At 48.7% G+C, this 25139-nt stretch carries 24 protein-coding genes and 1 tRNA gene; 4 read left to right on the forward strand and 21 right to left on the reverse strand.

Annotated features, from left to right (window positions below; all coding sequences use genetic code 11):
• Window positions 1–5: 5 nt before the first annotated feature.
• The 8 genes from K0036_RS11190 to K0036_RS11225 all read right to left on the reverse strand — a co-directional run bounded on the left by K0036_RS11190 (window position 6) and on the right by K0036_RS11225 (window position 10281).
• Window positions 6–1379, reverse strand: coding sequence for an AI-2E family transporter (locus K0036_RS11190; protein ID WP_025643235.1), 1374 nt, complete (start codon window positions 1377–1379; stop codon window positions 6–8).
• Window positions 1380–1484: 105 nt separating this feature from the next.
• Complete coding sequence (locus K0036_RS11195; protein WP_220429750.1) at window positions 1485–1805, reverse strand: DUF1540 domain-containing protein; 321 nt, start codon at window positions 1803–1805, stop codon at window positions 1485–1487.
• Window positions 1806–1878: 73 nt separating this feature from the next.
• A complete protein-coding gene (thrS, locus tag K0036_RS11200; protein WP_220429751.1) occupies window positions 1879–3804 on the reverse strand; it encodes a threonine--tRNA ligase in 1926 nt (641 codons plus the stop codon).
• 34 nt (window positions 3805–3838) lie between these two features.
• Window positions 3839–4264, reverse strand: a complete 426-nt coding sequence (locus K0036_RS11205) for an acyl-CoA thioesterase (RefSeq protein ID WP_009248566.1) — start codon at window positions 4262–4264, stop codon at window positions 3839–3841.
• Window positions 4265–4576: 312 nt separating this feature from the next.
• A complete protein-coding gene (locus tag K0036_RS11210) occupies window positions 4577–7555 on the reverse strand; it encodes a bifunctional diguanylate cyclase/phosphodiesterase (protein ID WP_220429752.1) in 2979 nt (992 codons plus the stop codon).
• A 34-nt stretch (window positions 7556–7589) separates the two neighbouring features.
• Window positions 7590–9005, reverse strand: coding sequence for an extracellular solute-binding protein (locus K0036_RS11215; RefSeq protein ID WP_220429753.1), 1416 nt, complete (start codon window positions 9003–9005; stop codon window positions 7590–7592).
• Complete coding sequence (locus tag K0036_RS11220; protein ID WP_259283284.1) at window positions 9002–9775, reverse strand: YdcF family protein; 774 nt, start codon at window positions 9773–9775, stop codon at window positions 9002–9004. The genes K0036_RS11215 and K0036_RS11220 overlap by 4 nt, the downstream gene beginning before the upstream one ends.
• Window positions 9775–10281 (reverse strand): SEC-C metal-binding domain-containing protein, encoded by a 507-nt coding sequence (locus tag K0036_RS11225; protein ID WP_009248567.1) that lies wholly within the window; start codon window positions 10279–10281, stop codon window positions 9775–9777. The genes K0036_RS11220 and K0036_RS11225 overlap by 1 nt, the downstream gene beginning before the upstream one ends.
• Window positions 10282–10371: 90 nt before the next feature.
• Here K0036_RS11225 and K0036_RS11230 point away from each other — a divergent pair, with 90 nt between their 5' ends.
• Complete coding sequence (locus K0036_RS11230; RefSeq protein ID WP_025643229.1) at window positions 10372–10590, forward strand: hypothetical protein; 219 nt, start codon at window positions 10372–10374, stop codon at window positions 10588–10590.
• Here K0036_RS11230 and K0036_RS11235 read toward each other — a convergent pair.
• The 3 genes from K0036_RS11235 to K0036_RS11245 form a co-directional block, all read right to left on the reverse strand.
• On the reverse strand, window positions 10560–10745 hold the full coding sequence (locus K0036_RS11235; RefSeq protein WP_025643228.1) for a hypothetical protein: 186 nt from the start codon (window positions 10743–10745) through the stop codon (window positions 10560–10562). The genes K0036_RS11230 and K0036_RS11235 overlap by 31 nt on opposite strands.
• 205 nt (window positions 10746–10950) lie before the next feature.
• Entirely contained in the window at window positions 10951–12231 is a 1281-nt protein-coding gene (locus K0036_RS11240; protein WP_025643227.1) for an adenylosuccinate synthase, read from the reverse strand.
• Window positions 12232–12332: 101 nt separating this feature from the next.
• Entirely contained in the window at window positions 12333–12761 is a 429-nt protein-coding gene (locus K0036_RS11245; protein WP_025643226.1) for a hypothetical protein, read from the reverse strand.
• A gap of 83 nt (window positions 12762–12844) precedes the next feature.
• Here K0036_RS11245 and K0036_RS11250 point away from each other — a divergent pair, with 83 nt between their 5' ends.
• The gene (locus tag K0036_RS11250) at window positions 12845–13969 is read left to right on the forward strand and encodes a serine/threonine protein kinase (protein WP_220429754.1); all 1125 of its coding nucleotides are present in this window, start codon (window positions 12845–12847) and stop codon (window positions 13967–13969) included.
• Between the two features lie 76 nt (window positions 13970–14045).
• On the opposite strand, the gene K0036_RS11255 is transcribed toward K0036_RS11250, so the two are convergent.
• On the reverse strand, window positions 14046–14372 hold the full coding sequence (locus K0036_RS11255; protein WP_025643224.1) for a helix-turn-helix domain-containing protein: 327 nt from the start codon (window positions 14370–14372) through the stop codon (window positions 14046–14048).
• A gap of 158 nt (window positions 14373–14530) precedes the next feature.
• Between K0036_RS11255 and K0036_RS11260 the strand changes: the two genes are divergently transcribed.
• Window positions 14531–15073 carry a DUF5067 domain-containing protein gene (locus K0036_RS11260; RefSeq protein WP_259283285.1) on the forward strand — a complete coding sequence of 181 codons (543 nt, stop codon included), beginning with the start codon at window positions 14531–14533 and terminating at the stop codon, window positions 15071–15073.
• A 67-nt stretch (window positions 15074–15140) separates the two neighbouring features.
• Here the strand turns inward: K0036_RS11260 and cls are convergent, their stop codons facing one another.
• Window positions 15141–16703 carry a cardiolipin synthase gene (gene cls / locus K0036_RS11265; RefSeq protein ID WP_025643222.1) on the reverse strand — a complete coding sequence of 521 codons (1563 nt, stop codon included), beginning with the start codon at window positions 16701–16703 and terminating at the stop codon, window positions 15141–15143.
• A 165-nt stretch (window positions 16704–16868) separates the two neighbouring features.
• On the opposite strand from cls, the gene K0036_RS11270 reads away from it, so the two are divergent.
• Window positions 16869–17180 (forward strand): hypothetical protein, encoded by a 312-nt coding sequence (locus K0036_RS11270; protein ID WP_220429756.1) that lies wholly within the window; start codon window positions 16869–16871, stop codon window positions 17178–17180.
• A 62-nt stretch (window positions 17181–17242) separates the two neighbouring features.
• Here the strand turns inward: K0036_RS11270 and K0036_RS11275 are convergent, their stop codons facing one another.
• The 8 genes from K0036_RS11275 to rlmB form a co-directional block, all read right to left on the reverse strand.
• Window positions 17243–18640 (reverse strand): PLP-dependent aminotransferase family protein, encoded by a 1398-nt coding sequence (locus K0036_RS11275; RefSeq protein ID WP_220429757.1) that lies wholly within the window; start codon window positions 18638–18640, stop codon window positions 17243–17245.
• An 8-nt stretch (window positions 18641–18648) separates the two neighbouring features.
• Window positions 18649–20316, reverse strand: coding sequence for a glutamine--tRNA ligase/YqeY domain fusion protein (locus tag K0036_RS11280; RefSeq protein WP_025643220.1), 1668 nt, complete (start codon window positions 20314–20316; stop codon window positions 18649–18651).
• Between the two features lie 70 nt (window positions 20317–20386).
• Window positions 20387–21085 carry an NUDIX domain-containing protein gene (locus tag K0036_RS11285; RefSeq protein WP_220429758.1) on the reverse strand — a complete coding sequence of 233 codons (699 nt, stop codon included), beginning with the start codon at window positions 21083–21085 and terminating at the stop codon, window positions 20387–20389.
• A 22-nt stretch (window positions 21086–21107) separates the two neighbouring features.
• Window positions 21108–22463 (reverse strand): MATE family efflux transporter, encoded by a 1356-nt coding sequence (locus K0036_RS11290; protein ID WP_025643218.1) that lies wholly within the window; start codon window positions 22461–22463, stop codon window positions 21108–21110.
• Between the two features lie 36 nt (window positions 22464–22499).
• The gene (locus K0036_RS11295) at window positions 22500–23480 is read right to left on the reverse strand and encodes a hypothetical protein (RefSeq protein ID WP_220429759.1); all 981 of its coding nucleotides are present in this window, start codon (window positions 23478–23480) and stop codon (window positions 22500–22502) included.
• 101 nt (window positions 23481–23581) lie between these two features.
• A tRNA-Thr gene (locus K0036_RS11300) sits at window positions 23582–23654 on the reverse strand.
• A gap of 81 nt (window positions 23655–23735) precedes the next feature.
• The gene (locus K0036_RS11305; RefSeq protein WP_173694577.1) at window positions 23736–24347 is read right to left on the reverse strand and encodes a sigma-70 family RNA polymerase sigma factor; all 612 of its coding nucleotides are present in this window, start codon (window positions 24345–24347) and stop codon (window positions 23736–23738) included.
• Window positions 24348–24375: 28 nt separating this feature from the next.
• Window positions 24376–25128 (reverse strand): 23S rRNA (guanosine(2251)-2'-O)-methyltransferase RlmB, encoded by a 753-nt coding sequence (rlmB, locus tag K0036_RS11310; protein WP_025643215.1) that lies wholly within the window; start codon window positions 25126–25128, stop codon window positions 24376–24378.
• Between the last annotated feature and the right edge of the window lie 11 nt (window positions 25129–25139).

Genomic DNA, 25139 nt, shown 5'->3' on the forward strand with positions numbered 1-25139 from the left:
AGTCTTTATTCCCCTTTTTCTTTGTTATTGTCTTCGTTTCCATCTCCATCCTCCTCGGAATGGTAATACTTCCCGTCGTCATCCACATAACTCATGGCATCATAGAAGTTGGAGTTGGCAGGCAGCTTCTTGCGCTCCAGGCGATAATTCATTATCATCTGCACAATATAATACAGCACGGCAAAGGTAGGCACGCCCATGATCATTCCCACGAATCCGAACAGGCCTCCTCCAAGAAGGATTGCCACGATTACCCAGAATGCTGACAGGCCTGTCGAATTGCCCAGGATCTTCGGCCCCAGGATGTTGCCGTCAAACTGCTGCAGCAAAAGAATGAATATGATAAAATACAGTCCTTTGATCGGATCCGCCAGCATAATGAGGATCGCGCTTGGAATCGCTCCGATATACGGTCCGAAGAATGGGATTACATTCGTTACTCCTACGATCACGCTGACCAGCACGGCATAAGGCATATTCAATATGGTGAGCCCGAAAAAGCACAGTACCCCGATAATGGCGGAATCAATAATCTTTCCGATAATAAAGCCGCCGAATATCTCGTTGCTTTTCGTCGTCAGATGCAGCACCATATTGGCATGCCTGGGAGACAGGATCGCATAGACGCATTTCTTCGTCTGGCGGATAAAGGTCTCCTTGCTGAACAATATGTACACTGAAATGATGATTCCGATCAGTGCATTGAATATTTCGTTTAGGATATTGATCACGCCTACCGTCAGGTTGGACATAATCTCATTGGCGCGTCCCAGCAGATCCGTTCTAAGCCACTTCTGCAGCATGTCCGTTCCTTCTTCAATAGCGGCCTTAATAAGCGTGCCGGTAGTAGAATCGTCGATCTTTATAGTGTTGAGCTTATCAACCAAATCATTGAGCTGTCCCGGAAGGGTGAACACCAGGTTCCGGATGCTTGAATAAAGTTCCGGAATCAGCATGTTGCAAAGAGTCACCACCAGCACCAGCAAAAGGATCAGAGCCATCAGGATTCCGATTCCTCTGGCAGTCTTCTTTGCCCTGCCCGGAGTCTTTAGCTTCTTCTCCAGTACAGGGGCCAGGTACTTGTCCGCCTTCTTCACGATCGGATTCAGCAGATAGGCGATGACGCAGCCATAGACTACTGGCTTAAGGACCTGGAATATCTTTGAGAACCCTTCGGACAGGTTCGTCACTCTAAGCAGGGCAAAATAAAACAGGATGCTGGCGGCCACCACCAGAAAATACGTCATTCCCCGGCTAAACTGCTGCCGGAGTTTTGATGGGCCGCTTCCGCCCAATTTCGGCCGGCTGGAATAATATGCGTTCTGGCCGCGCTCTTTCTCCTTTTGGATGCTGTCTACGCTTGCTTCTTCTTTATTCATTCTATCTTCCTCTTCTCTTACACAGATAAAATAATTATAACCGTTGAACAAATATGCGTCAACCAAAAAGGAAGCCCGAAGGCTTCCCTTTTTCTGCTCTGCTTCTTAGTTGCATCCACACTTGAATGTGGCGCATTCGGTCTGCTCGCACTGGCAGGCATTGCTTCCTTCCACGCCGATCTTTCCTGCGTGGCACTCGCATTTCTCATTGTAAATACATTCGGTAGCCTTGCAGTCGATGCAGCTGCATGCAGATGCCTGTCCATTCACATCACTGTAGGAATCACCCTTGCGCTCCTCAAAGCTGTCGCAGCATGTTTCTTCTGAACGCTTTGCTGAACTTCCTCCTACGATAATGCGCTCCAAATCACAGTAGAAATTCTTGTTGTGCGTACATGTCTGTACTGTACATTTCAATTCTGGCATAATATTACCTCCTAATCATTCAAGAATATCGAGATTTATTATGCCCTGTTTTTTTATTTCTACTCTGTACTTCTTAATCCTCTTTCGTAACTTCGCGCTGAACCTTTGCCTGTATCTCTTCTTTGATCGCATCGATGAATGAAGCGATGTCCTTCTGGCCTTCATCCCCGGCAAATCTGCTTCTTACGGATACCAGATTCTGCTCTTCTTCTTTTGCCCCCACTACGAGCATGTATGGGATCTTGTTCATCTGCGCTTCCCTGATCTTGTAGCCGATCTTCTCAGCCCTCTCGTCCAATTCTGCGCGGATCCCCGCTTCTTCCAGCTGTGCCAGCACCTTCTTTCCGTATTCCAGATGCTTCTCAGATATTGGAAGAACCTTTACCTGGACTGGCGCAAGCCATGTTGGGAAAGCCCCGGCAAAATGCTCGATCAGAATTCCGATAAAACGCTCGATCGATCCGAATGCTACACGGTGGATCATGATCGGGCGATGCTTCTCTCCGTCAGCCCCGGTATACTCCAAGTCAAAACGCTGCGGCATCTGCATGTCAAGCTGGATGGTTCCGCACTGCCATGTCCTTCCGATGGAATCTTCCAGATGGAAGTCGATCTTTGGCCCATAGAATGCGCCGTCTCCTTCATTTACCATATAATCAAGCCCCAGATCATCCAGAGCGCCTCTTAAGCCTTCAGTCGCCATCTCCCAGTCTTCATCGCTGCCCATGCTGTTCTCCGGCCGCGTAGACAGTTCTACGTGGTACTTGAATCCGAACAGGCTGTAGATCTCGTCAATCAGCCGTGCTACGCCTTTGATCTCGTCTCTGGTCTGCTCCGGAGTCATGAAGATATGGGCATCGTCCTGGGTAAAGCAGCGGACGCGGAACAGGCCGTGGAGAGCGCCTGACTTCTCGTGTCTGTGTACCAGGCCAAGCTCGCCCATGCGAAGCGGAAGGTCTTTGTAAGAACGCGGCTCGGACTTGTATACCAGCATGCCGCCCGGACAGTTCATAGGCTTGACCGCATAGTCTTCCTCATCGATCATGGTGGTGTACATATTGTCTTTATAATGATCCCAGTGCCCGGAATTCTCCCACAGATGCCTGCTCAGGATAATAGGCGTGGATACTTCCACATATCCGTTTTCTTTGTGCAGTTCTCTCCAATAATCCAGAAGCGTATTCTTAAGAACCATTCCTTTTGGAAGGAAGAACGGGAATCCAGGGCCTTCGTCGCACATCATGAACAGGCCAAGCTCCCTGCCAAGTTTTCTGTGGTCACGCTTTTTCGCCTCCTCCATCATGTGGAGGTATTCTTCCAGGTCTGCCTTCTTCGGGTAGGAAATGCCATAGATTCTGGTAAGCATCTTGTTCTTTTCGCTTCCGCGCCAGTATGCGCCTGCAAGGCTTGTCAGCTTGAAAGCCTTAACCGCTTTTGTAGACATAAGGTGCGGTCCTGCGCACAGATCTACAAATTCGCCTTGCTTGTAGAAGCTGATCTCCTCGCCTTCCGGCAGATCTTCTACCAATTCTACTTTATATGGTTCGTTATTTTCTTTAAAATATGCGATGGCTTCTTCCCTTGTCTTGGTAAAGCGTTCGATAGGCAATGCTTCTTTGACGATCTTTTTCATCTCCGCTTCGATTTTTTCCAGATCTTCCGCGACAAATGGCGTCTCGCGATCCAAATCATAATAGAATCCATTGTCAATGGATGGGCCGATGGCCAGTTTTGTCTCCGGATAGAGACGCTTGATCGCCTGGGCCATAATATGGGATGTGGTATGCCAGAATGCGCCCCGTCCGTCTTCAGAGTCGAATGTCAGCAGTTCCAGCTCGCAGTCCTTGGAAACGTCCGTCCTCAAGTCAACGATATCCCCGTCTATCTTTGCGCAGGTCGCTGCCCTTGCCAGCCCTTCGCTGATATCTTTTGCAATATCCAATACGGACATGCTTCTTTCATACTCTTTTACAGAGCCATCTTTCAGTGTAATCTTCATAATCTGTACCCTCTCTTTTCTTTCTTGATATACTCTATTTATTTTTGTGGTCTTCCAGACCTTTTACAAACATGTTGTGGAACTCCAGGCACGTCTGCTTTAGCGCAAGCGGCTTTCCCTCCCGGTTAATGAAGCAATGCCTGGTGATTCCCCGGCAGTGGACCATCTGGGTCTTGTCCGAGATCACTTCGTATCCCACGGTCAGCTTGATGCCATTGTACTCCTTGACGAAGGTTTCTATGGTCACCGTCTCCCCGAAATGGACCATCCTCAGATAATCTGCTTCAACGGACAGCACCGGGCTTAGAATTCCCTTTTCTTCCATCTGGTCATATCCCAGTCCCATCTGCTCCATATAATCGGTCCGTGCTTCTTCAAACCAGCGGATATAGTTGGAATGATGCACAATTCCCATCTGATCTGTCTCATAATACTGTACCTTGTGCTTGTAAGGCTTCATCTTTCCCGTCCTTTCCTGCCTTTCGGGCATGTCATAGCATGGAATAAAAAAGTCCCTTACAGCCTGCATGCTGTAAGGGACGAGTTCATCAAGTCTCGCGGTTCCACCCTGCTTGAACTGGCGTATTCGCCAGAACCACTTCTTTCATGATGATAACGGAATCACCGGACTGTTTTGCAGCCACTCGGAGGTAGTCTTCAGAAGGTTCCGCAATAAGGAGCTTGCAGCCTTTGGCTCCTCTCTCTGTAATTCTTCCCCAACCTACTCGTCTCGTCAACGTGTTTTGATATATGTTACCATTATAACACTGTCTTATTCTTTGTCAACACAGAGTTTCTGCAATTCCAGAATTTTCTCCCGCAAAGACTCCCTGACAGGCCGGGCCACAAGGTCCGGACGTCCCAGGTAATACCCCTGCATATAATCCACGCCTAAGCGTATCAGCGTCTCCATCTCATCGTAAGTCTCCACGCCTTCTCCGATGATCTTGATATTTCTCGTCTTGCAGTATTGGATCGTGCTGGCTACAAGCGCCTGCCGGTTTACATCCTTATCCACATTTCTTACGATGCTCATGTCAATCTTTACATAGTCAGGCGACATATACAGCAAAGTCAGTTCCGAACTATAGCCTGAGCCGTAATCATCAATCGCAAGGCCTGCTTTCATCTTCCGGATGATATCGATCTTCTTTTCCATGACGCCTGCGTCCGTCTGCTCATTCTCTATGATCTCCACCACAAGTTTATTCGGCTCAAGCCCATATTTTTCCTGGAATTTGGCGATCACTCCATAGTCTATCAGCTGGTTTGGTATCGAGTTGATAAAGATCCTCGCATCCCCAAAAGCCTCCCTCTGACGCTGGTAATCCTTAAACGCCTGGGTAAAAGTAAGTTCTTCCAGTTCCGGAAGCCTGGACTGGACGGTAGCCAGCCTGAGCACATCCGACGGATTGGACAGTTCTCCAAGTCTTGGCCGCATCAGCGCTTCATAGGCATGCACCTGCCCGCTCCTTGCGTCCACGATTGGCTGGAACGCATAGTCTACCATCCGATCCTCGATCAGCCTGTTGATCTGCTCCCTGCCCCGCAGCAGGTAAGAATCTTTCTCATAGACCCGCTGGTCGAATTCCTTGACTGCTCCCTTGTAACTGTTCTTTGTATCATACATGGCAAAATCCGCGTACTTCTTGAGCATCTCATAGGTGATCCCGTCATCCGGATACCACGCAACCCCGCCGGATGCGCGGATTGCCAGTTCTTCTCCGTCCGGCATGATAATCTTGGTAGCATTCAGCTTGTTCTTTACCTGATTCAAAAGATCCATCAGTTTCTCCTTGGAGCCGCAATTCGGCACGAAGGCCAGAAACTCATCTCCGGCCATACGGCCTACGATAGCCCCTACAAGGGACAGGCCCGCAAACACGCCTGCCGCTTTCTGGATATACTGGTCCCCATAATCATGCCCATAGGTATCGTTGACATACTTCAAATTGTCCAGATCCCACATAACCATGGCGCTTAAGCCAAGGCCGCTTGCCGGCGCGCCACTTAAGATTTCCTGTATCCTGCGTTTGAATGCCCGGCGGTTCAGCAGATGAGTCAAGATGTCATAATCTCTCTCGTACTCGATCTTCTGCCTGGTATAGACATCTTTGGTAATATCCATTACGGTAACCAATGTCCTGTCCTTATCAATCAAGGATCTGATGTTCAGCCACCTGGACGGAATCTCCCCATTCACCTGGTACTCTCTTTCAATCTCTGTTACAAGGGCCTCCTCAAGGCCCGCCCTTTCCCAATATCTCTCAAAGTACTTTTTCTCGATGAATCCGTCTTCAAACCGATCCTGGCTCATCCCCAGCATACCGATCACCTTCGGCGTACAGAAAACCTTCGCGTCTTTTTTCCGGTATTCGATAATCCCAAGAGGAAGGTCTACCAGTTCAATAATCTTTGATACCTTGGATGCATTATCCCGCACCTTCTCATTAAGACCCGTCACCGCGTCCGAGAGTTCATCGACTTCTTTGACTCCTGTGGAAGGCATGGTAAGCCGCTGATTCCCATCTACCCTTTTCAGGGTATTGACCAGCTTAAGGATTGGCCTGGCAAAACTATAACTCCCGATCAGCGCCCCCAGGATTCCCAGGGCAGCCGAGAGAAGCGCCGCCAGCATAATGGAGGAGCGCAGCTGTTCCGGCCCGCGGTACAATGTCTTTGACGGCAGTATCCCGATCAGCGCCCACTTGGTATTGTAATAAGGCGATCCCACGTTATAGCTGCCAATCTCCTGCACGCTCCCATAACTCTCTTTGTGGGTATTCACCTCATATACTTTGTTCTCCAAAGGCTCCCTGGCCAGTTTAAGTTTCTGGCCCGCCTCTCCAAATTCGCTCTCCATGATGCCCGCCGTATACATTGGCGTATACTGCGTCCCATTGTTCGTGACGGCAAGCATATAGGAACCTGCATTTTTGCTGTCAAGCTCGCCGAAGGGCAGAAGGCTTCCCAGATAGTCCTCGGACACTGTGATTCCCAGAACGCCGTAGGCCTCTCCATCTTCTACCAGCGGCATAGCATATGAGATCACGCTGATATCGTTCTTGTTCCACTTATAGAACCTGCTCCAATACCCCAGATCCGAAACCTCGAACTCTGGATATTTTTCCACGGATTCCATAGGGACATCATAAAAGGACGTGTCCTGTCCATCCTGTCCAAGTTCCATTTTGGATGTCCAGTAAGAGTCCATCGCAATCCCCAGGTGTCTGGATATCTCCGTTGGCCCGGTCTCCATAAGAAGGCCCTCGCGGCTTATGCTCATCGTCTGATTCAAATTACGGATGCACAGGCCGCAGTGGCTGTCTGTATCCGTTTTTCCCCCATAGCCCTGCAAAATGATGTAGGCCTCCGTCGTAGAACTATAGCGCAGCATATCCACAATCTGATTTGACACCTCGAGAAGGATCTCATTATTCAATTCTTTATTTTCCTCAAGATCTAAAACCGTCTTATGCCTCTGATCCAATTGCGTGTGGATCGAATCCTGAATCGCCTTCTGATACTCCTTCAGGTTCGACCACTTATTGGTGATCAGGTTCTCCAGCGTATTCTTTCTGGCTTTTGTGGTATTAATCAAGGTATTATCGGCGCTCTTCTTCAATTGCTCGAAACCGCCGTTGAAGCCTACTGCCACAAAGCAGAATACGCCCTGAAGCAGCGCTACTGCCAGCATGATGATAAGCAGCTTGTTCCTGATTGATATCTTCTTCCTCTTCCTACCTGCCATACTTTCAGCTTCCTATCTAACTCTTATAATCCGGTTATCTGCATGCGTCCTCTAATTCCGCGCTCAGCGACTGGAGCCACTCCTCGAAGTTCTCATCCGTATCAAGCGCCGCCGCAGCGATCTCCTGGCTTGCGATCCTTTCACGGTCCGCCACTGCTTTCTCCTGCATAGAAGCGCCTACTATGTTCCTGCATGCGTTGCTTCCCTTAAAAGGAGTCATTGTATAGAGTTCATAAGAATTGCTTTCTTCAAACGCTACTTCCATGGTATCTTTGATCATATCATTCCACTCTGCATCCGAATCAGTGGCAATGCCCTCCAGATATTCAATCTGGTTTGCCTCCTTCTTCACCGGAAGGTAGGAGGAAGCAAGGCAGAATTCGCTGTTGACCTTGGCGCCGGTGAACCACTTGATAAATTCAGCCGCGGCTTCTTCCGTCTTCTTGTCAGACTTCGTCACTGCCAGATCCGCCCCCTGCTGGACAACGGCCGAAGCCGTGCCTTCAAATCCAGGCACTGGGAGCACCATCGTCTCAATCTGGTATGGTTCTTCATCTCCCACCGTAACTTCCTGCGCATAATAGGATCCTGCGGATGAGGAACCAATCGCTGCGATCAGATCGCCCGTCTTCATATCGTCCGAGCGGTATCTTCCATTGCTGGTATAGTATCCGTAGATATAAGGCACATAATAATTGTCCCAAAGTTTCCGAAGCGTCTCTTTATTCAGATTCAGGCTTACCTTTCCATCTTCCACCGGGAACATATCTTCTCCCAGCTGGTATGCTCCAACCAGCATATAATTGGCAAATGCGTCTCTTCCGAACATCGCCTTGCCGCCGGTCCACTCATAGTAGGCCTTGGAGGTGTCTGTCACGCCTTCCCAGGTACTTAAGTCCTCCAGGCTTGCCCCAGTCTCCTGGGCAAACTTATCCCAGTCAGTCTTGTTAATAGTCATGACTTCCACGGATTTGGCCACTGGAAAGAGGATCAGTGAGTCGTCCTTGCCAATCCTGCCTTGCTCTACATAAGCATCGATGTATTCATCTAATTCCTTCTCTGTAAAATAGTCATCCATATCCGCCAAAAGTCCCTGCTGGTCAAACTCTATGGCATCCGTCCCGTAACAGCAGAAGATGTCGGGAAGATTTCTCTCCTCCTCCGGCTTCTTCAATTCTTTTCCAAGGCTTTCAAACAGTTCCGTCATATCCCCCATGCTGCTCGCCTTTACATAGATTCCCTTCTCATTTCCGACCGTGTTGTTGAATTCTGTAACCAGCTTGTCCAGCGCGATCTTGGCAGCCCCATTATAATAGGTCTCCATCTGCACAACTATCGGGTCCTCGTCATTCTCTTCCTGCTTGCCTGTGTCTTTGCCGCACCCTGTAGCCATTGTAGCCAATAGCGCCAGTATCAGGGCTGCGCTGATCCCTCTTTTTCCTTTTCTCATCTCATCCTCCCATAAAAATAGCAATGTGTCATATGGATACTATAACACATTGCTTCCTCAAAATCAAAAAACAGCCACATCTTCCACACGGCAAAGCATTCTCTGACCATGTAATTTACAAGCAGCGCCGGATGGCAGCTGGCCGCCAGCGGGTATGGATGGCCGTATCCAAGCCGCCTGGCATAAGCACAGGCCCGGTACAGATGAAAATTATTGGATACGATTCCAACGTCCGCCTCCTTGCAGTTCATATAGCGCTTGGAGAACTTCAAGTTCTCCTGGGTCGTGGTGGATGCGTCCTCCTTGATGATACGATAAGACGCGATTCCCTGCGCGATCAAATAGTCTTCCATCGCCTGGGCTTCCGTGACGTCTTCTCCTTTGCCCTGTCCCCCGGATACGACCACCTTGGTCCCAGGATGCGCCTTTAGATAAATCAAAGCCTTGTTCAGGCGGCGGTACAGGGAATCCGTGATTTTCCGCCCTTCTACATGGGCGCCCAGAATAATCAGATACTCATATTCCTTCTGCCCCCGCGTAACCATCCCCATGACAATCCTGAGTTCTGTCACGGCAAACACGGCAACGGGCAGGAGAAGCGCCTTCCTGGCCGCTGCTTCCATCCCAAGCAGGCTTGCCGCATAGTCATACAGCCAGAGCCCCAGGCCTGCCGCCAGCCAGAATCTTGAAAATGTGGAATCCCATTTCTTTAGCGCCACGCATAGGACGGCATAGTACAAAAGGCATGCTGCCCCCAGAAGCGTCAGCATTATCTACCACAACATTTCTTATACTTTTTACCGGAGCCGCATGGACACGGATCATTACGCCCTACCTTCTTGCCCTTGCGGATCGTCGTGGACTCCTTCTGCTCCTTGTACAGTTTCTTCAGTTCTTCCTCTGAATAGATCTCCTTCCACTGTGGAAGTTCGTACAGCCAGTCCGCTTTGGCTGCCACCATGTTCTTATATAATTTTTCCTTATCAAAGGCAAGGCTGACTACGGTATCTTCCTCCATCGTCTCAATCGGATTCTCTTCCTTCAGGCTTTCATTGATTCCATCCAGGAATCCAACCATGGTAAGCACTTCCTGGCCATACTTCTCTGCCAGTTCCTTGACGGTGCCCTTTACCTCCTCGTCCGGGTTAGACAGCAGTTTTTCATAGATTTCCTTCTCAATCTGGAAATAGGTGCCCCAGAAATTCTGCAGCTGGCCCCTGTCTGCCTGCTCATCATAGGCAATATCTCTCCATTGATCTAATAATGTACGACTCATATTCATATACTCCTTTGTATTCATTTGCAATTTTCTCTTGCTCTTTATATAATATACTAAAGTCTTGATTGGATGTAAAGGATGATTCTGATGAAAAAAGTAAAACGTATACTGGCTTTGGCAGGCGCAGTCCTACTATTCTGCATGTATGCAAGCACCCTGGTGTTCGCCCTGACCGACCATTCGCAGACAATGGGCCTTTTGAAAGCGTCCATTGCCTGCACCATAATTCTTCCAGTGTTATTATATGCCTATACGCTGGTATATAAGGTCACTCATCATGACCAGGATGATGATGACACTAAATAGTACTCAAAAGGCGTCAGTCCTCTTGCTCCCCGTAGCAGGTCTGACTCTTTTTTGGCGTGCTTTTTTTCCTTTTCCCTTATCTTTTTTCTCTTGGCAAGGTATTCTTCCATTGAAATCACTTCTGGCTCTGGATATTCCCAGTCTCTCTTATGCATAAACGATACCTCCATTTCCATTATTTATACTCGTTTTTTTGTTAAAACTCCGAACTCCCGACTCTATTATTATATTGCTACAGATCACATTATATGACTCTTTTGTGTCAATACTATGGCGATTATCTAAAATAATGGTGATGGTTTCCTTAAGAATTTCAAAAGGCGCCCTGCCTAAGATTCCTTAGACGGGCGCCTGCATGTCTTACACATTCCTATATATAATATCATTTCTTCCCGGGCCATTGGATACCATGGTGATCGGGTATCCGATCTGCGCTTCAATAAATTCCACATACTTCCTGCAGTTTTCTGGAAGGTCTTCATACTTTGTGATGCCCCGGATATCGCTCTTCCATCCCGGAAGCGTCTGAAGCACCGGCCTTGCCCGCTCAAGAAGATGCGTCGTGGGGAAGTCGGTGGTAACCTCTCCGTCAATCTCGTAGCCTACGCACACCGGAATCTCATCTAAGTATCCCAGCACGTCCAGAACCGTGAATGCGACGTCGGTCGTTCCCTGCATTCTGCATCCGTATTTGGAAGCCACGCAGTCAAACCAGCCCATTCTTCTTGGACGCCCTGTGGTGGCTCCGAATTCGCCGCCGTCTCCGCCGCGGCGTCTGAGTTCGTCCGCTTCATCTCCAAAGATCTCGCTTACAAATGCTCCCGCGCCTACTGCGCTTGAGTATGCCTTGCACACGGTAATGACCTTTCTGATCTCGTATGGCGGAATCCCTGCTCCGATGGCTCCGTAAGCAGCCAGCGTCGAAGAAGAGGTAACCATTGGATAGATGCCATGATCCGGGTCTTTTAGGGATCCCAGCTGGCCCTCCAGCAGAATCTCCTTCCCTTCCTTCAGCGCATTGTGAAGATACAGCGAAGTGTCGCATACATAAGGCTCCACCATCTTCTTATAGTCTTGCAGTTCTTGGTAAAGATCGTCAGGATTGATCACTGGCTTGTGGTACAGATGCTCAAGCAGTACATTTTTCTGCTGTGCCACCCTTTTTACCTTGTCCCTTAGCAGTTCGTCGTCGAACAGCTCGCTTACCTGGAATCCTATTTTTGCATATTTATCCGAATAGAATGGAGCAATCCCCGACTTGGTAGAGCCAAAGGACTTTCCTCCCAGTCTTTCCTCTTCATAAGCGTCAAAGTTCTTATGATAAGACATTACCATCTGGGCACGGTCTGATACCAGGATCTTGGGCATAGGCACGTCCTTGTCGATGATGGACTGGATTTCCTGAAAGAGAACCGGCACGTCAAGAGCCACGCCATTGCCGATAATGCTGGTCGTATGGCTGTAGAATACGCCCGATGGCAGCGTATGCAATGCGAACTTGCCATAATCGTTGATGATGGTATGGCCCGCATTGGCTCCTCCCTGAAATCTTACAATGATGTCCGCCTGCTGGGCGAGCATATCGGTAATCTTTCCCTTGCCCTCATCGCCCCAGTTAGCGCCTACTACTGCTTTAACCATTTTCATTCCTCCTGCGATCTATATATACTTTAACCTTCAACTTTTGCATTATACTATATTTTTTTTCTCCTGTAAAATGCATTTTAATTCAAATTTTTCTATTATTCGATGATATTTTCATGCATTTCATATAAAAGTTCGTTTACCTCTGAAAGGGATGCCTTCTTCTTTAGTCCGAACAAAATGATGCTGTCTCTTTTGTTCTTTACATACAGAATCGGATATTCTGATATCTTCAGCATCTTCTGCATCTCTTCTATGGACAGCTCCATCCCAAATCCAAGGGCAAGAAGCTTATCCCGGTTGGGCTTTCGCGTGCCGGAGAATATCTGGTACGCATAGATTCTGTCCAGCTGGGACTTACGGATGACATCCGCCTTTTTAAGTCCTTTTATTTTCATCACTTCTTCCAGGTACTGGGGAAGTCCCATATCTACAAACTCCGGCCCTTCCTGCAAATATTCATCAAAACTTTTCTTCTGCTTTAAAAGTTCCAGCAGTTCATCCGTGGTTTTTCGGCTTGTCTCCATATTTTCACCTTCCGTTATTTACAAATGCACAACTTATGATAAAATAAATATCAGAAAATTGCAAGAACAAAGGATGGAGTACTATGGGGAATCTGAAAGCCGAATATCTGGAACAAACCTATATTGACCTTGCGCCTCTTAAGGATGCCGAAGACTGCCGCACCTATCTGACGCGCAGCCAGGTTGACGGAAGCCTGGCAGTACGCAAGGAGATCAGCGCCCTTCAGTACCCATTGTACCAGCAGTTAATCGACCTTTCCCACCCCAGTCTGGCAAGGGTGCTGGATACTTATGCCAAGGATGGAAGATACTTTGTACTGGAAGAATATGTCAGCGGGTCTACCATAGGCTCCTACTTGAAAAGGGGGTATCATTTCCAGGAAGAGGAGATCTTAAGCTTCATATCCCAGCTGTGCTCTGCCCTCTCCTTCCTTCATGCCCATAACATCATCCACCGGGATATCACGCCGGAAAACCTGCTGATCTCCACGGACAATGTGCTCAAATTGATCGACTTTGGAATATCCCGAAGCAAAAAAGAGGGGCAAAGCCAGGATACCACTCTCCTTGGCACGGTCGGATACGCGGCTCCGGAGCAGTTTGGCTTCGGACAGACGGATGAGCGGACCGATATCTATGCCACAGGCGTCCTGCTTAATGTCCTGCTGACCGGCAGCCTTCCCAAGGATGATCTGCCTTTCGATCCCCGTTACCGCCAGATCGTCTTAAAGTGTACCAGCCTATCCCCCGCAGACCGTTATTCCTCCGTATCTGAATTAAAGAGCCAGGTTATGGCCATAAAGCCGACGCGGATGTACCAAGAGGAAATCGTAGAGCAGGCGGCCAAAGCGCCGCGCAAAGACTCCCTGATCCGCCGCTTTTTCCGCCACGTACCGGGATTTCGTACCGGCAATCCGGGAAAGATGATCGTGGCCATCATCGGCTACTTCCTGATGATCCTCTTCGTTGTCGTGAATGGTACCCGCCCTTTGGAGCCAGGAGATATCCGCTCAGAATATTGGACCATCAATTATTTCTTTGTCGGCGTCTGGGCGGCATACGCAAACCTGGGCAATTACTGCGGCCACATAGAAGCCTATGATAAGGTAGGGCCTCTCACCAGGCTATTGCTGCGGACGGCCGTCGCGCTGGCGGTCTTTCTTACCACCGGCCTTCTCCTTTATATTGAAAACTATTTCCTGAAATAAAATGTTCCCCTTGTATGCTCGATGCATACCAAAGAAAAAAGGGACTTCTGTATATTATATACAGAGGTCCTTTTTGCTATTTATCATTATAACTTAATAGAATCTTCGTCAGATTGACCACCAGTTCCTGCTCTTTGGGGGTGGCCTCTGACAAAAGGCCGGTCCATATGTCCTTATAGGACACCTGGTCTTGGATGATAGATTCCTGAAGAAGATAGTCTACCGTAACGCCCAGGCAGTTTGTAATATTAATCAGGCTGTCCAGCGTCAGTTTCCGTTCTCCTCTTTCAATCTGTCCGATATAAGATGTGGAAAGATTCACCTCTTCGGCCAACCGTTCCTGGGTCATATTCAATTTTAAACGTTCTTCTTTTATTCTTCTTCCTAGGGCAATATAATCCATACGCTATTCCTCACATTCTATTATAAGCAATTTTACAATGATTGCACCATAGTTTTAACATGCTATTAGCGTTATTTATATTCTCTATTAGTTGTATTTTAATATGCAAAATGTTATACTTAAAAAAAGAAATTTTAGTAAAAGAGAGGGAATTCATTATGAAAAAAAGATTGTTAACCGTATTGCTTGTAGCATCCATGTGCCTGTGCCTGACCGCCTGCGGCGGGTCTTCCGACGACAAGAAGGATGACAAGAAGGATGACAAGAAGACAGAGGAAACGGACGCCAAGAAAGACGACAAAAAGGATGAGAAAAAGGATGAAGAGCCGGATGACGGAATCATCAACTTCGATGGCAAGGATTATAATGTGACCTACACAAGGCACGAGGTCGGCACCGACTATGAAGGCAATCCATGCCTGTTCTACTACTACAACTACACCAACAACGAGGACAAGGCTTCCAGCGTGATGACGGCAGCTACGATCAAGGCTTTCCAGAACGGCGTGGAATGCGACAGCGCATACGTCACGGAAGAAAATGAGGCTATCACCAATTATATGAAAGAGATACAGCCGGGCACAACCTTGGAGATCTGCCAGACCTTCAAACTGTCCGATACGTCCGAAGTAACGATTGAAGCATCCGATTTTATTTCTCTTGATGACAAGAAGGACACCCAGATCATCGCCCTTCAATAATCATCGCCCGGATATAGCAAAACCGGCACGCAGGTTCTTCTTAACAGTTCCTGCGTGCCGGTCTTTTTTACATCAGCGGGGCAACCAGCCTCATCACCTGCCCGGCTATCTTTGTCAGCATGCTCCTATTCTTCACTTCTATGAGCGTCACCTTATGGCATCGGGCCAGCGTCTGCTGGAAATCCCGCTCGATCTTATCCACTTCGGAATTATTATAGATAAATGCCCCGCATTCAAAATGCAGATATAGGCTCCGGTAATCCAGATTGATCGTGCCAACGGTGGCCGTGTCGTCATCGGATACAAACACCTTGGCATGGACGAAGCCCGGCGTGTACTCATAGATCTGGACGCCGCCTTCGATCAATTCCTTATAATAGGTCTTCGCAACCGCGAATGCATACCATTTATCCGGAATATGGGGCATGATGATAATGACCTCGATTCCGCTTTTCGCCACCCTGGTGAGGGTAGTGATCATCTCATTATCCAGGATCAGGTATGGCGTCATTATATGTACATACTTCTTCGCATGGTTCAGGATGTGGAAATACACTTCCTCCCCAACATTCTCGTTGTCAAATGGGCTGTCCGCATATGGGATGACATAGCCCAGTTCCCTTCTTAGCCCCGGATACTTGGGCGTCAGGTATTTTCCATATCCTTCTGCCCGCCGTTCATCCACGTTCCACATTTCCAGGAACATCATGGTCAGGCTTTGAACCGCATCCCCTTTCAGCATGATCGCGGTGTCTTTCCAGTGTCCGAATCTAACCTTCTGGTTAATATATTCATCCCCCAGGTTGATGCCGCCGGTATAGCCTACCTTGCCGTCGATCACGCAGATCTTCCTGTGGTCGCGGTTGTTCTGGGTGGTGGACAGGAAAGGCTTGACGCTGTTTGCCATCTTGCACTTGATTCCATAACGCGCGATCTGTTCCGGATAATTGTAGGGCAGCATGGAGATGGCGCACATCCCGTCGTACATGAACCTCACTTCCACCCCTTCCCGGACCTTCTCCTTTAAGATGTCCAGGATCGTCCCCCACATGTGGCCTTCTTCTACAATAAAATATTCCATGAAGATAAACCTTCGGGCCTTCTTAAGCTCTTCTACCATCGATTGGAATTTATACTCCCCAAGCGGAAAATACTTCACCTGCGTATTGCGGTAGGTAGGGAATCCCAACTGGTGCGACAGATAGTAGGACAGCTGGGCATTGGCCGACTTGCTCGCCCATATGGCGTCCACCACATCCGGATCCTGCTGCATGTAGGGCGCCGTCTCCAGTTTCAGCTTGCCCAGGCGGTTCTTCATATACCTGGTTCCGAACTGCATCTTGACATAGATGTAAAACAGGGTTCCAATCACAGGAAAAGCCAGCACGCACAGCATCCATGTCATCTTAAAGGCCGGATTGCCTTCGGAGTTGATGATGTATATCAATACGATGACTCCCAAAATAGTCAGAATCCCATAAATATAGGTCATATATTCTTCCAGGTAGAATGCCATTCCAAGAAAGACTCCTGCCTGAAGAAGGATCAGCAAAAGGATGATCCCCGTTCTGCTGAATACGATGCGGAAAAAGCCTTTTTTAGCGGTTCCCGGCGCTTTATTCTTACTCATACTTTAGCCTCTTTCCTTTGCTTTCTTGCGAAAATATATCATACAGTTTATCATAAATTCGGGCGTATCTCAACTTTCATGTATTTTATTTCGATTTTTGAGGAAAAATGATACGATATGTGCTATTATAATCCTATACTATAATCGAAAGGAGTTATAACTATCATGGCAAAATGGTGTAAAAAATTGTTAGGGCTTGCTGCCATCGGCACTGCCGTTGCCGGCCTTATCTATTACTTTAAAAAGAATGATACATGCGAAGATGATGAATTCTCAGAGGACTTCGAGGATGAGGATTTCGATCTGGACAGCGACTTAAAGCCAGTATCAGATCGCGAATATGTTCCATTGACACCCTCCGCAAAGCCTGAAGATGGGTCAGGGGATGAAGATACAGAGGCTCAAAAAGAGGAAGATGCTCCAGAAGAAGCGGATGCCTCCCAGGCAGCCAAAGACGATGATGAGGATGATGAATAACTGTAATTATAAGGCAAGGGCGGGAAACTCTAAGGATTCCCGCTCTTCTTTTCTGTACATTTCTATTCAATCCAGCAGTCTCTAAGCAGCTTTGCTGCCTTTCTGATCTGCTCTTCCGTAAGGTTGGCATATCCAAGCAGTATGGTTGCCTTCTCCTTACAGTTCTCCTTGATCCGGTAATCGGACAGTCCATATACGCGGATATCCTCTTTTGCAGCCCGGTCAATCAACTCCTCCTCGGTCATTCCATTTTGAAAGGTAAGAAGCAGATGCACGCCGGCATTCTCCCCTGATATGGTACAGATATCTGCCATTGGACGCAGTTCTTCGATCAAGACATCATGCCTGCTTTTATAAAGCGCTCTTGTCTTGTTCAGATGTCTTTCATAATACCCTTCTTCAATGAACTTCTGTACGATCAGCTGATCTACTTTGGAAACGGTCGAATTGACAAACCTGGCCTTCTGCTCATATGCCTCCAGCAATGGTTTGGGCAGGACCATATAGCTAAGACGGATCGCCGGAGCAATGGATTTGGAAAATGTGCCCAGGTATATGACTTTCTCACTGGCATCATACCCTTTGAGGGCAGGAATCGGCTTTCCTTTGTACCGGAACTCGCTGTCATAGTCATCTTCCACGATATACCTTCCCTGTGCCTCGCAGGCCCATTTAAGCAATTCCATCCGGCGGCGGATGGGCATGATGACTCCGGTAGGATACTGATGGGAAGGCGTCACATAAGCAATGTCGGCGCCTGACTTTTCAAGTTCTGTCACTTTCATCCCATTCTTGTCCATAGAAACCGGTATGCAGTTATAAGACATGCCCCCTGCCATCCGGTAGGCCTGCTTATAAGTAGGATCTTCAAATGCAATGGTATGGTCCATTCCCAGAATCATTCCCAGCAGCATCAGGATATAATCGCTTCCTGCCCCTACAATGATCTGATCCGGCGTACAATCCACTCCCCTTGCCTGATAGAGGTAGCTGCAGATGGCGCTGCGGAAGCCGTACTCGCCCTGAGAATCACCGGACCGGAATAATTCCGTCCGATCATCCATCAGAATATCTTTTGACAGCTTCCTCCACACATTATAGGGAAAACTTTTCAAATCCACGCCATTGGGCGTAAAATCATAGCGGTATCTACGGGCTTCCTTCCTCTCCCTCTGGGGCTGCGGCTTATCCTTCTTCAGATGATACAGTTCGTCAATCTGGGCCACGAAAAAGCCCTTATAAGGAACGGACTCGATATATCCCTCCGACAGAAGCTGCTCATAGGCCAGTTCTACCGTGCTCCTGCTTACCTCCAAGTGCTTCGACAGGAATCTAGTGGACGGCAGTTTCTCTCCATAAGGAATCCTCCCGCTCTGGATATCCGTCTTAATATAGTCATAGATCTGTTCGTACAGGGGGATCCTGGAACGGGTATCCAGGCTGATCGTCAATTCATTCATAATTCCTCTTATTTTGGCAGTTTAAAGGAACTCTTCAAAGATACGATCCGGTTGAATACCAGCGCATCCGGTGCGGAGTCCTTGGAATCGATGCAGAAGTAGCCGTTTCTTACAAACTGGAAGCTGTCACAGGCCCCGGCATCCGCGAAACTGTCCTCTACATAGCAATTTTTGAGAATCTTCAGGGAATTCGGATTCAGGTTCAAAGATCCATCCTCCTTGTTATATACGCCCTTCTCTTCATCAATCAGGTTCTCATACAATCTTACTTGAGCCTGTTTTGCATAAGGCGCGGCCACCCAGTGGATCGTGCCTTTTACTTTTCGTCCGGTGAATCCGGATCCGCATTTGGTCTCTGGATCATAGGTTGCATGGACGACCGTCACGTTGCCGTTTTCATCCGTCTCATATCCTTCGCATTTGACAAAATATGCATGCATCAGACGCACTTCATTGCCAGGGAAGAGGCGGAAATACTTCTTGGGCGGCTCGATCATGAAATCCTCCCGCTCAATATACAGTTCTCGGCAGAAGGGAACCTTGCGCATTCCAAGTTCCGGATTCTCCATATTGTTGTCTACTTCCAGATACTCTACTTCCCCTTCCGGGTAATTGTCGATCACCAGCTTGATGGGGTCAAGGACGGCCATCATACGGGGCTTCTTAAGTTTCAGATCCTCCCGGATGCAGTATTCCAGCATAGCATAATCCACGGAACTCTGGCTTTTGGACACGCCGCACATATCCACGAACATCTTGATGGATTCCGGCGTAAATCCCCGCCGCCTTAAAGCCGCGATGGAAACAAGCCTGGGATCGTCCCAGCCATCTACGATGCCATCCTGCACCAGTTTTTTAATGTAGCGCTTGCCGGTCACTACATTGGTCAGATACAATTTTGAAAACTCAATCTGTCTCGGCGCCGGATCAAACTCGCATTCGCGGACCACCCAGTCGTACAGAGGCCTGTGATCCTCGAATTCCAGAGTACAGATGGAATGGGTGATCTTCTCGATCGCGTCCTCGATCGGATGGGCAAAGTCATACATCGGATAGATGCACCATTTATCCCCTGTATTGTGGTGGGACATATGGGCAACCCGGTAGATGACAGGATCTCTCATATTAATATTCGGAGATGCCATGTCTATCTTGGCCCGCAGCACCCTCTTGCCATCCTGGCACAGTCCGTCTTTCATCTCTTCAAACAGCTGCAGGTTCTCTTCTACGGACCGGTCCCTGTATGGGCTGTTCTTGCCAGGCTCCGTCAGGGTTCCCCGATAGGCGCGGATTTCTTCCGCACTCAGGTCGCAGACATAGGCCTTTCCCTTCTTGATCAGTTTTATGGCGCACTGGTACATCATATCGAAATAGTCGGATGCAAAGTACAGGTGATCCTTCCAGTCTGCCCCAAGCCATTTCACATCTTCCTTGATCGACTCTACGAACTCCATATCTTCTTTGGTCGGGTTCGTATCGTCAAATCTTAAATGAAAGGTTCCATTATATTTCTTCGCGAGCCCATAGTTCAAAAGGATGGACTTGGCATGTCCGATGTGAAGGTATCCGTTAGGCTCCGGCGGGAATCTGGTGCATACTTGCGTATAGACCCCTTCTGCCAGGTCCTTATCTATTTCCTGCTCGATAAAATTTTTGGAAACTGTTTCTTCTTGCATGTTTTTCCTCCTTATAGGTACTTACATTCTGCCCCCTATATTATCATAAATAATGTAGCGAAACAAGGCGTTACAGACGTTTTTTAAGCAGTGCGAGGGCCTGGACGATGATCGCCGCGTGGTCAACTGCGATCAGCCCTGGCTGAATCACTTTGAATTTCTTATCCCGGATCAGCCCGCAGCCTTCCTCTTCCTCCACCAGCGCTTCGGTCTTAAGGTTCCGCTCCTCATTTTCCACTTTCAGGCTGTACGTATTCCAAACCCTGCCGTCTTTTTGGACAGACTTCAGGCACTCAAGGCTTACGCCGCACCATACGGCGTCTGCTGCATCATCTCCTGCTTTGACGCTTACGTCTCGTTCATCCACCAGCGCCATATAGGCTGTCGTAATCACCCTGGATCTGGGATCCCGGTCATAATCCCCGTAAGTGGCGATCTGCTCCATGACAACGCCCTTTACGCCGGTCTCCTCTTCTAATTCCCGCATAGCCGTATCTTCCAGGTTCTCCCGCAAGTTGATAAAGCCTCCCGGCAGCGCCCACAGCCCGATGCTTGGATGATTGCCTCGCCGAATCAAGAGGACTTTTAGGCCTTCAAGCAATCCGTCCGGCTTCCCCGGACAGGCAAAGATGACCGCATCCGTAGTACAGCTGGGCGTCTCATACTTATAAGGGTCATACTCCCTTAAGAACTCTTCCAACGTCTGGCCCTTGGCGTTTTTTTCCCCAGTTCCATAAAATCTAGATATATCTTTTAAAAATGATGGCATAAGTCCCTCCTTCGGTTTTGTCTCATTGCGCCTGCTTCTTATAATAACTTGCAGGCATCCATTTGCCCTTCCACGCATACAGAAGAATCAGCAGTGCCCCTACTACCCAGGAAAGCGGATAAGCCACCATGACCTGGAAGATCTCGTGTGATACGGCAAGCGCTCCCCAAATCCACAATACACGGAAAATGCACAAAGACAGCAGGAATATCAGCATGGTCTGCAGCGTCTTGCCGGTCCCTCTGATGGTGCCGCTTGCCACCTGCAGGATTGCCAGGATCCAGTAAAACGGGCAGAAGAACTTCATAATATATACGCCGTAAGCTACCACATCCTGATTGTTGGTAAAGACGCCGATAACCTGGGGCGCGAATACCAGAAGAAGGATTCCCGTCATCACCGTGTAGAAGATTCCCATCCCTACCGATACAAGCATGCCCTTTTTTACCCTGTGGTACTGCCCGGCTCCTATATTCTGTCCGGCAAACGTGGTGGCAGCCATACTGAAACTGAGTACCGGAAGAATATTGAACCCGTCAATCTTAATGTAGGCTGCAAATCCCGCCATGGCAACCGCGCCGAAACTATTGACGCTGGACTGGACGATGACATTGGAAAATGAGATGACGATATTCTGGATTCCGGTGGGGAGGCCAATCTTGACGATCTTGGAAAACAGATGGTCATATAATCGGATATCCCGGATCTTCACATGGTATACATCCTGGCTCCTCGTCAGAAACAGCATGATAAAGATGCAGGAAATCAGCTGGCTGATATCCGTCGCCAGGGCTGCTCCCACGATGCCCATCTTAAGCGCCACCACGAACAGAAGGTCCAGAAAGATATTGGAGATCGCGGCGATCATCAAGTACAGCAGGGATCGCTTGGAATTTCCCACCGCATTGAGGATTCCGGCGGACATGTTGTAGATCACGGAAAAAAGAATTCCTCCGAAATATACTTGAAGATAAGTGACTGCCTGTCCGAACACCTCCGCCGGCGTCCCCATGGCCCTGAGGATCACCGGAGCCAGAAGGATGCCCGCTGCCGTCAGGATGATCCCTGCTCCGATCGCGATCGCGATCGTCGTGTGGACTGCCTTCCTTACGCCTTCCTTATCCCGGGCGCCGAAAAACTGGGAGATGACGACGCCGGCGCCGGCAGACGCGCCAATGCAGAATCCGATCAGCAGATTGATGATGGATCCGCTGGAGCCTACGGCTGCCAGCGCCTCGCTTCCTATATAGTTTCCTACAATGATGGAATCCACCGTATTATACAACTGCTGGAATAGATTCCCCAGAATCAGCGGAATGGAAAAAAACAATATCTTCCGCCAGATAGGCCCTTCCGTCATTACCGTTGACTTATTCATATGTCATGTTCCTCTCTCTGCCTGTCAATTAAACTTCTACAGCATGTATCTGCTCTTGAATATATTGATCAGTTCCTCATAATGTTCAAAACTTCTGGGCACCGCGATGCTTCTTTTAAAGGTGCTCCCATCCTCTCTTGCAAGTTCGCAGAATATGCGTACTGTCCTACTTCCTTCCCGGATCTTCGATACGTTTACGATCGGGAATCCATATGGGTGAATCTGTCCCCTTTCCATAATGCGTTCCATGACATGATGGCTTTCAATCTCCTTGATCATCTTTGCGTCCTGCCTGTTATTGATCAGATACGAAGCCGTGCCGGCTACGCTTGAGGTCCCCGTAATCTGGATCCTTGCATGTCTTTGAAATGCCGGATTATGATAATCAAAGAAATAGATTCTCCCATCTTTTCCTCTGGCAAACGTCATCATCATTCCGGCTGTGACGCGTCCAATATTCATTGCTCCCGCCACCATAAGCACGGTAATAAGGAGTACCATAACGAGATACAGCATCTTTCTGGACTCCGGAGCCAGAACATTCATTCCAAGCCAGACACACAGCGCCACTAGCGCGATCCCTGACAGGATCATGCCAAAAAAGTAGAGGTTCCGGTAGCGGGAAAAAAGCCGCTCCAATGCGATGTCTTTTTTATACTTCCATATATAGATTCCCTGGGCCGGGACATAGGCGTTTTCATATGCCTGCTGCTCTGAAACCATATCCTCCTCCGGCCTGCCAGACTTTTCCTGCCTTTTTAGCCTCTCCTGTTCCTTTCGCCTTTCCTGTTCTGTAAAGCCTAGTTTTTCTTCTGCGACGGCTTTTCGAATCCGGCGTATTCCCGACGTCAGGCAGGCTACAGCCGGAACCGCGAATAGAAGGATCTCGATCAGCCATACTGTGCTATCTCCTCCCCAAGTCATTGTGTCTTTTACCGCCATCCGGATCGTCAGAAGCGCCAGAACCGCAAGTAGCGCGCCGATAGCAGTCAAGATTACGCCGCCAAATTTTTTCATACTCTTCCTCCTTCGTAACTATATTATTGTATGCTTCCGCCTCTTTTGACGCAAAAAAAGACTTTCAGAAGATGTAATCTCCTGCAAGCCTCTGAATATCAAGCTGCCGAGCGGAATCGAACCGCCGACCTCCGCCTTACCAAGGCGACGCTCTACCGACTGAGCCACGGCAGCATGCATATGTGATATGCAACGTTAATAATATACAATATATTGGGTAGATTTGTCAATATCCTTTCGACGATTTTCCAACTTTTATTTTTCCAGTTCCTTTTCCAGTATCTTTTCCGTCTTGTTCTTAATCCGCTGGAGCGCATTGTCAATCGTCTTGGGGCTCTTGTCCAGGAGTTTTGCAATTGTCTTATAATCGGTACCCAGAAGATGCAGGTACAGCACCCGGTTCTCCAGGGCGCTTAAGTTCTCTTCCAGCTTGCTTTCCAGCAGCATGGCATATTCCCTGCTGACCAGCAGTTCCTCCGGGTTGCTCTCGCCTCCTGCTTCCATGGTCTCAATCAAGGATACCTTCTCATCATTCTTCTCATAGAAAGAGACATAAGTGTTCAAAGGACTGTGCTTTTTCCGCTTGGATGCCTCGATAGCCGAATACATCTGACGGGTAATGCAGAGTTTGGCAAAACTGTAAAATGACGTCTCCTGCCGTACATCATAATCCTGCACAGCCTTAAACAGGCCGATCATGCCCTCCTGGATCAGGTCGTCATTCTCTCCGCCCAGCAGATACATGGCGTTCGCTTCTTTCCGTACCAGGTTCTTATATTTTTCCATGACATAGTCGATCACGGTCTTATCACCGTCACGGAGCCTGCAGATCAGCTGCTCGTCCGTCATCTGCTCGAATTTAGCCATACTTATCCTCTCTTTCCAGCCAGGATCCCTACTTTCTTCTCTGTCTGACGATTTCATAAGCCAGTACGCCTGCCGCCACCGATGCATTCAGGGAATCGATGTCCCCATTCATCGGAATCCGGGCGGTAAAGTCGCAGGTCTCCTTTACCAGGCGGCTGACGCCCTCGCCCTCATTGCCTATTACCAGGCCGATGGGGCCGGTCAGGTTCAAATCGTACATTTCCTCCCCGCCCATATCCGCGCAGACAAACCATAGTCCCTTTTCCTTCAGGGATTCCATCGTCTTGGCCAGATTGGTCACCTTGGCCACCGGCGTATAGTTAAGCGCGCCTGCGCTTGTCTTTGCCACCGTGGCTGTAAGCCCGACCGCGCGGCGCTTCGGAATGATGACTCCATGGGCGCCTGCCAGATTAGCCGTACGGATGATAGCGCCCAGATTATGCGGGTCCTCGATATTGTCCAGCAGGATCAGGAACGGATCCTCCCCCTTGCTTTCGGCTAATCTAAGCATATCCTCCACGTCCGCGTACTCGTAGGCCGCCGCATAGGCGATAACTCCCTGATGTCTTCCCGTCTCGGATATCTGGGACAGCCTTTCTTTGGTGACGAACTGAAGAATGGTATCATGCTTTTTGGCCTCCCGGACAATCGTCCTGATCGGCCCGTCCTGGCATCCATCCAGCACGAAGAGCTTGTCAATGGGCTTGCCGGAGCGGAATGCCTCCAAAACCGCATTGCGCCCTTCTATGATATTTTCATTTATTTGCTTTTCTTCTTTCATTCTCAGAACTC

It is taken from the genome of [Clostridium] scindens (assembly GCF_019597925.1).
GTDB lineage: Bacteria > Bacillota > Clostridia > Lachnospirales > Lachnospiraceae > Clostridium_AP.

What these genes read in the sequence shown, in the direction of transcription:
- K0036_RS11225 (WP_009248567.1), bottom strand. Translation starts at nt 10,281, where the DNA reads ATGAGTCGTACATTATTAGATCAATGGAGAGATATTGCCTATGATGAG.
- K0036_RS11280 (WP_025643220.1), bottom strand. Translation starts at nt 20,316, where the DNA reads ATGCAAGAAGAAACAGTTTCCAAAAATTTTATCGAGCAGGAAATAGAT.
- K0036_RS11240 (WP_025643227.1), bottom strand. Translation starts at nt 12,231, where the DNA reads ATGGTTAAAGCAGTAGTAGGCGCTAACTGGGGCGATGAGGGCAAGGGA.
- K0036_RS11275 (WP_220429757.1), bottom strand. Translation starts at nt 18,640, where the DNA reads ATGAATGAATTGACGATCAGCCTGGATACCCGTTCCAGGATCCCCCTG.
- K0036_RS11230 (WP_025643229.1), top strand. Translation starts at nt 10,372, where the DNA reads ATGAAAAAAGTAAAACGTATACTGGCTTTGGCAGGCGCAGTCCTACTA.
- K0036_RS11205 (WP_009248566.1), bottom strand. Translation starts at nt 4,264, where the DNA reads ATGAAGCCTTACAAGCACAAGGTACAGTATTATGAGACAGATCAGATG.
- K0036_RS11220 (WP_259283284.1), bottom strand. Translation starts at nt 9,775, where the DNA reads ATGCTGACGCTTCTGGGGGCAGCATGCCTTTTGTACTATGCCGTCCTA.
- rlmB (WP_025643215.1), bottom strand. Translation starts at nt 25,128, where the DNA reads ATGAAAGAAGAAAAGCAAATAAATGAAAATATCATAGAAGGGCGCAAT.
- cls (WP_025643222.1), bottom strand. Translation starts at nt 16,703, where the DNA reads ATGAGTAAGAATAAAGCGCCGGGAACCGCTAAAAAAGGCTTTTTCCGC.
- K0036_RS11210 (WP_220429752.1), bottom strand. Translation starts at nt 7,555, where the DNA reads ATGGCAGGTAGGAAGAGGAAGAAGATATCAATCAGGAACAAGCTGCTT.
- K0036_RS11195 (WP_220429750.1), bottom strand. Translation starts at nt 1,805, where the DNA reads ATGCCAGAATTGAAATGTACAGTACAGACATGTACGCACAACAAGAAT.
- thrS (WP_220429751.1), bottom strand. Translation starts at nt 3,804, where the DNA reads ATGAAGATTACACTGAAAGATGGCTCTGTAAAAGAGTATGAAAGAAGC.
- K0036_RS11305 (WP_173694577.1), bottom strand. Translation starts at nt 24,347, where the DNA reads ATGGCTAAATTCGAGCAGATGACGGACGAGCAGCTGATCTGCAGGCTC.
- K0036_RS11290 (WP_025643218.1), bottom strand. Translation starts at nt 22,463, where the DNA reads ATGAATAAGTCAACGGTAATGACGGAAGGGCCTATCTGGCGGAAGATA.
- K0036_RS11270 (WP_220429756.1), top strand. Translation starts at nt 16,869, where the DNA reads ATGGCAAAATGGTGTAAAAAATTGTTAGGGCTTGCTGCCATCGGCACT.
- K0036_RS11285 (WP_220429758.1), bottom strand. Translation starts at nt 21,085, where the DNA reads ATGCCATCATTTTTAAAAGATATATCTAGATTTTATGGAACTGGGGAA.
- K0036_RS11215 (WP_220429753.1), bottom strand. Translation starts at nt 9,005, where the DNA reads ATGAGAAAAGGAAAAAGAGGGATCAGCGCAGCCCTGATACTGGCGCTA.
- K0036_RS11235 (WP_025643228.1), bottom strand. Translation starts at nt 10,745, where the DNA reads ATGCATAAGAGAGACTGGGAATATCCAGAGCCAGAAGTGATTTCAATG.
- K0036_RS11245 (WP_025643226.1), bottom strand. Translation starts at nt 12,761, where the DNA reads ATGGAGACAAGCCGAAAAACCACGGATGAACTGCTGGAACTTTTAAAG.
- K0036_RS11260 (WP_259283285.1), top strand. Translation starts at nt 14,531, where the DNA reads ATGAAAAAAAGATTGTTAACCGTATTGCTTGTAGCATCCATGTGCCTG.
- K0036_RS11250 (WP_220429754.1), top strand. Translation starts at nt 12,845, where the DNA reads ATGGGGAATCTGAAAGCCGAATATCTGGAACAAACCTATATTGACCTT.
- K0036_RS11295 (WP_220429759.1), bottom strand. Translation starts at nt 23,480, where the DNA reads ATGAAAAAATTTGGCGGCGTAATCTTGACTGCTATCGGCGCGCTACTT.
- K0036_RS11255 (WP_025643224.1), bottom strand. Translation starts at nt 14,372, where the DNA reads ATGGATTATATTGCCCTAGGAAGAAGAATAAAAGAAGAACGTTTAAAA.
- K0036_RS11190 (WP_025643235.1), bottom strand. Translation starts at nt 1,379, where the DNA reads ATGAATAAAGAAGAAGCAAGCGTAGACAGCATCCAAAAGGAGAAAGAG.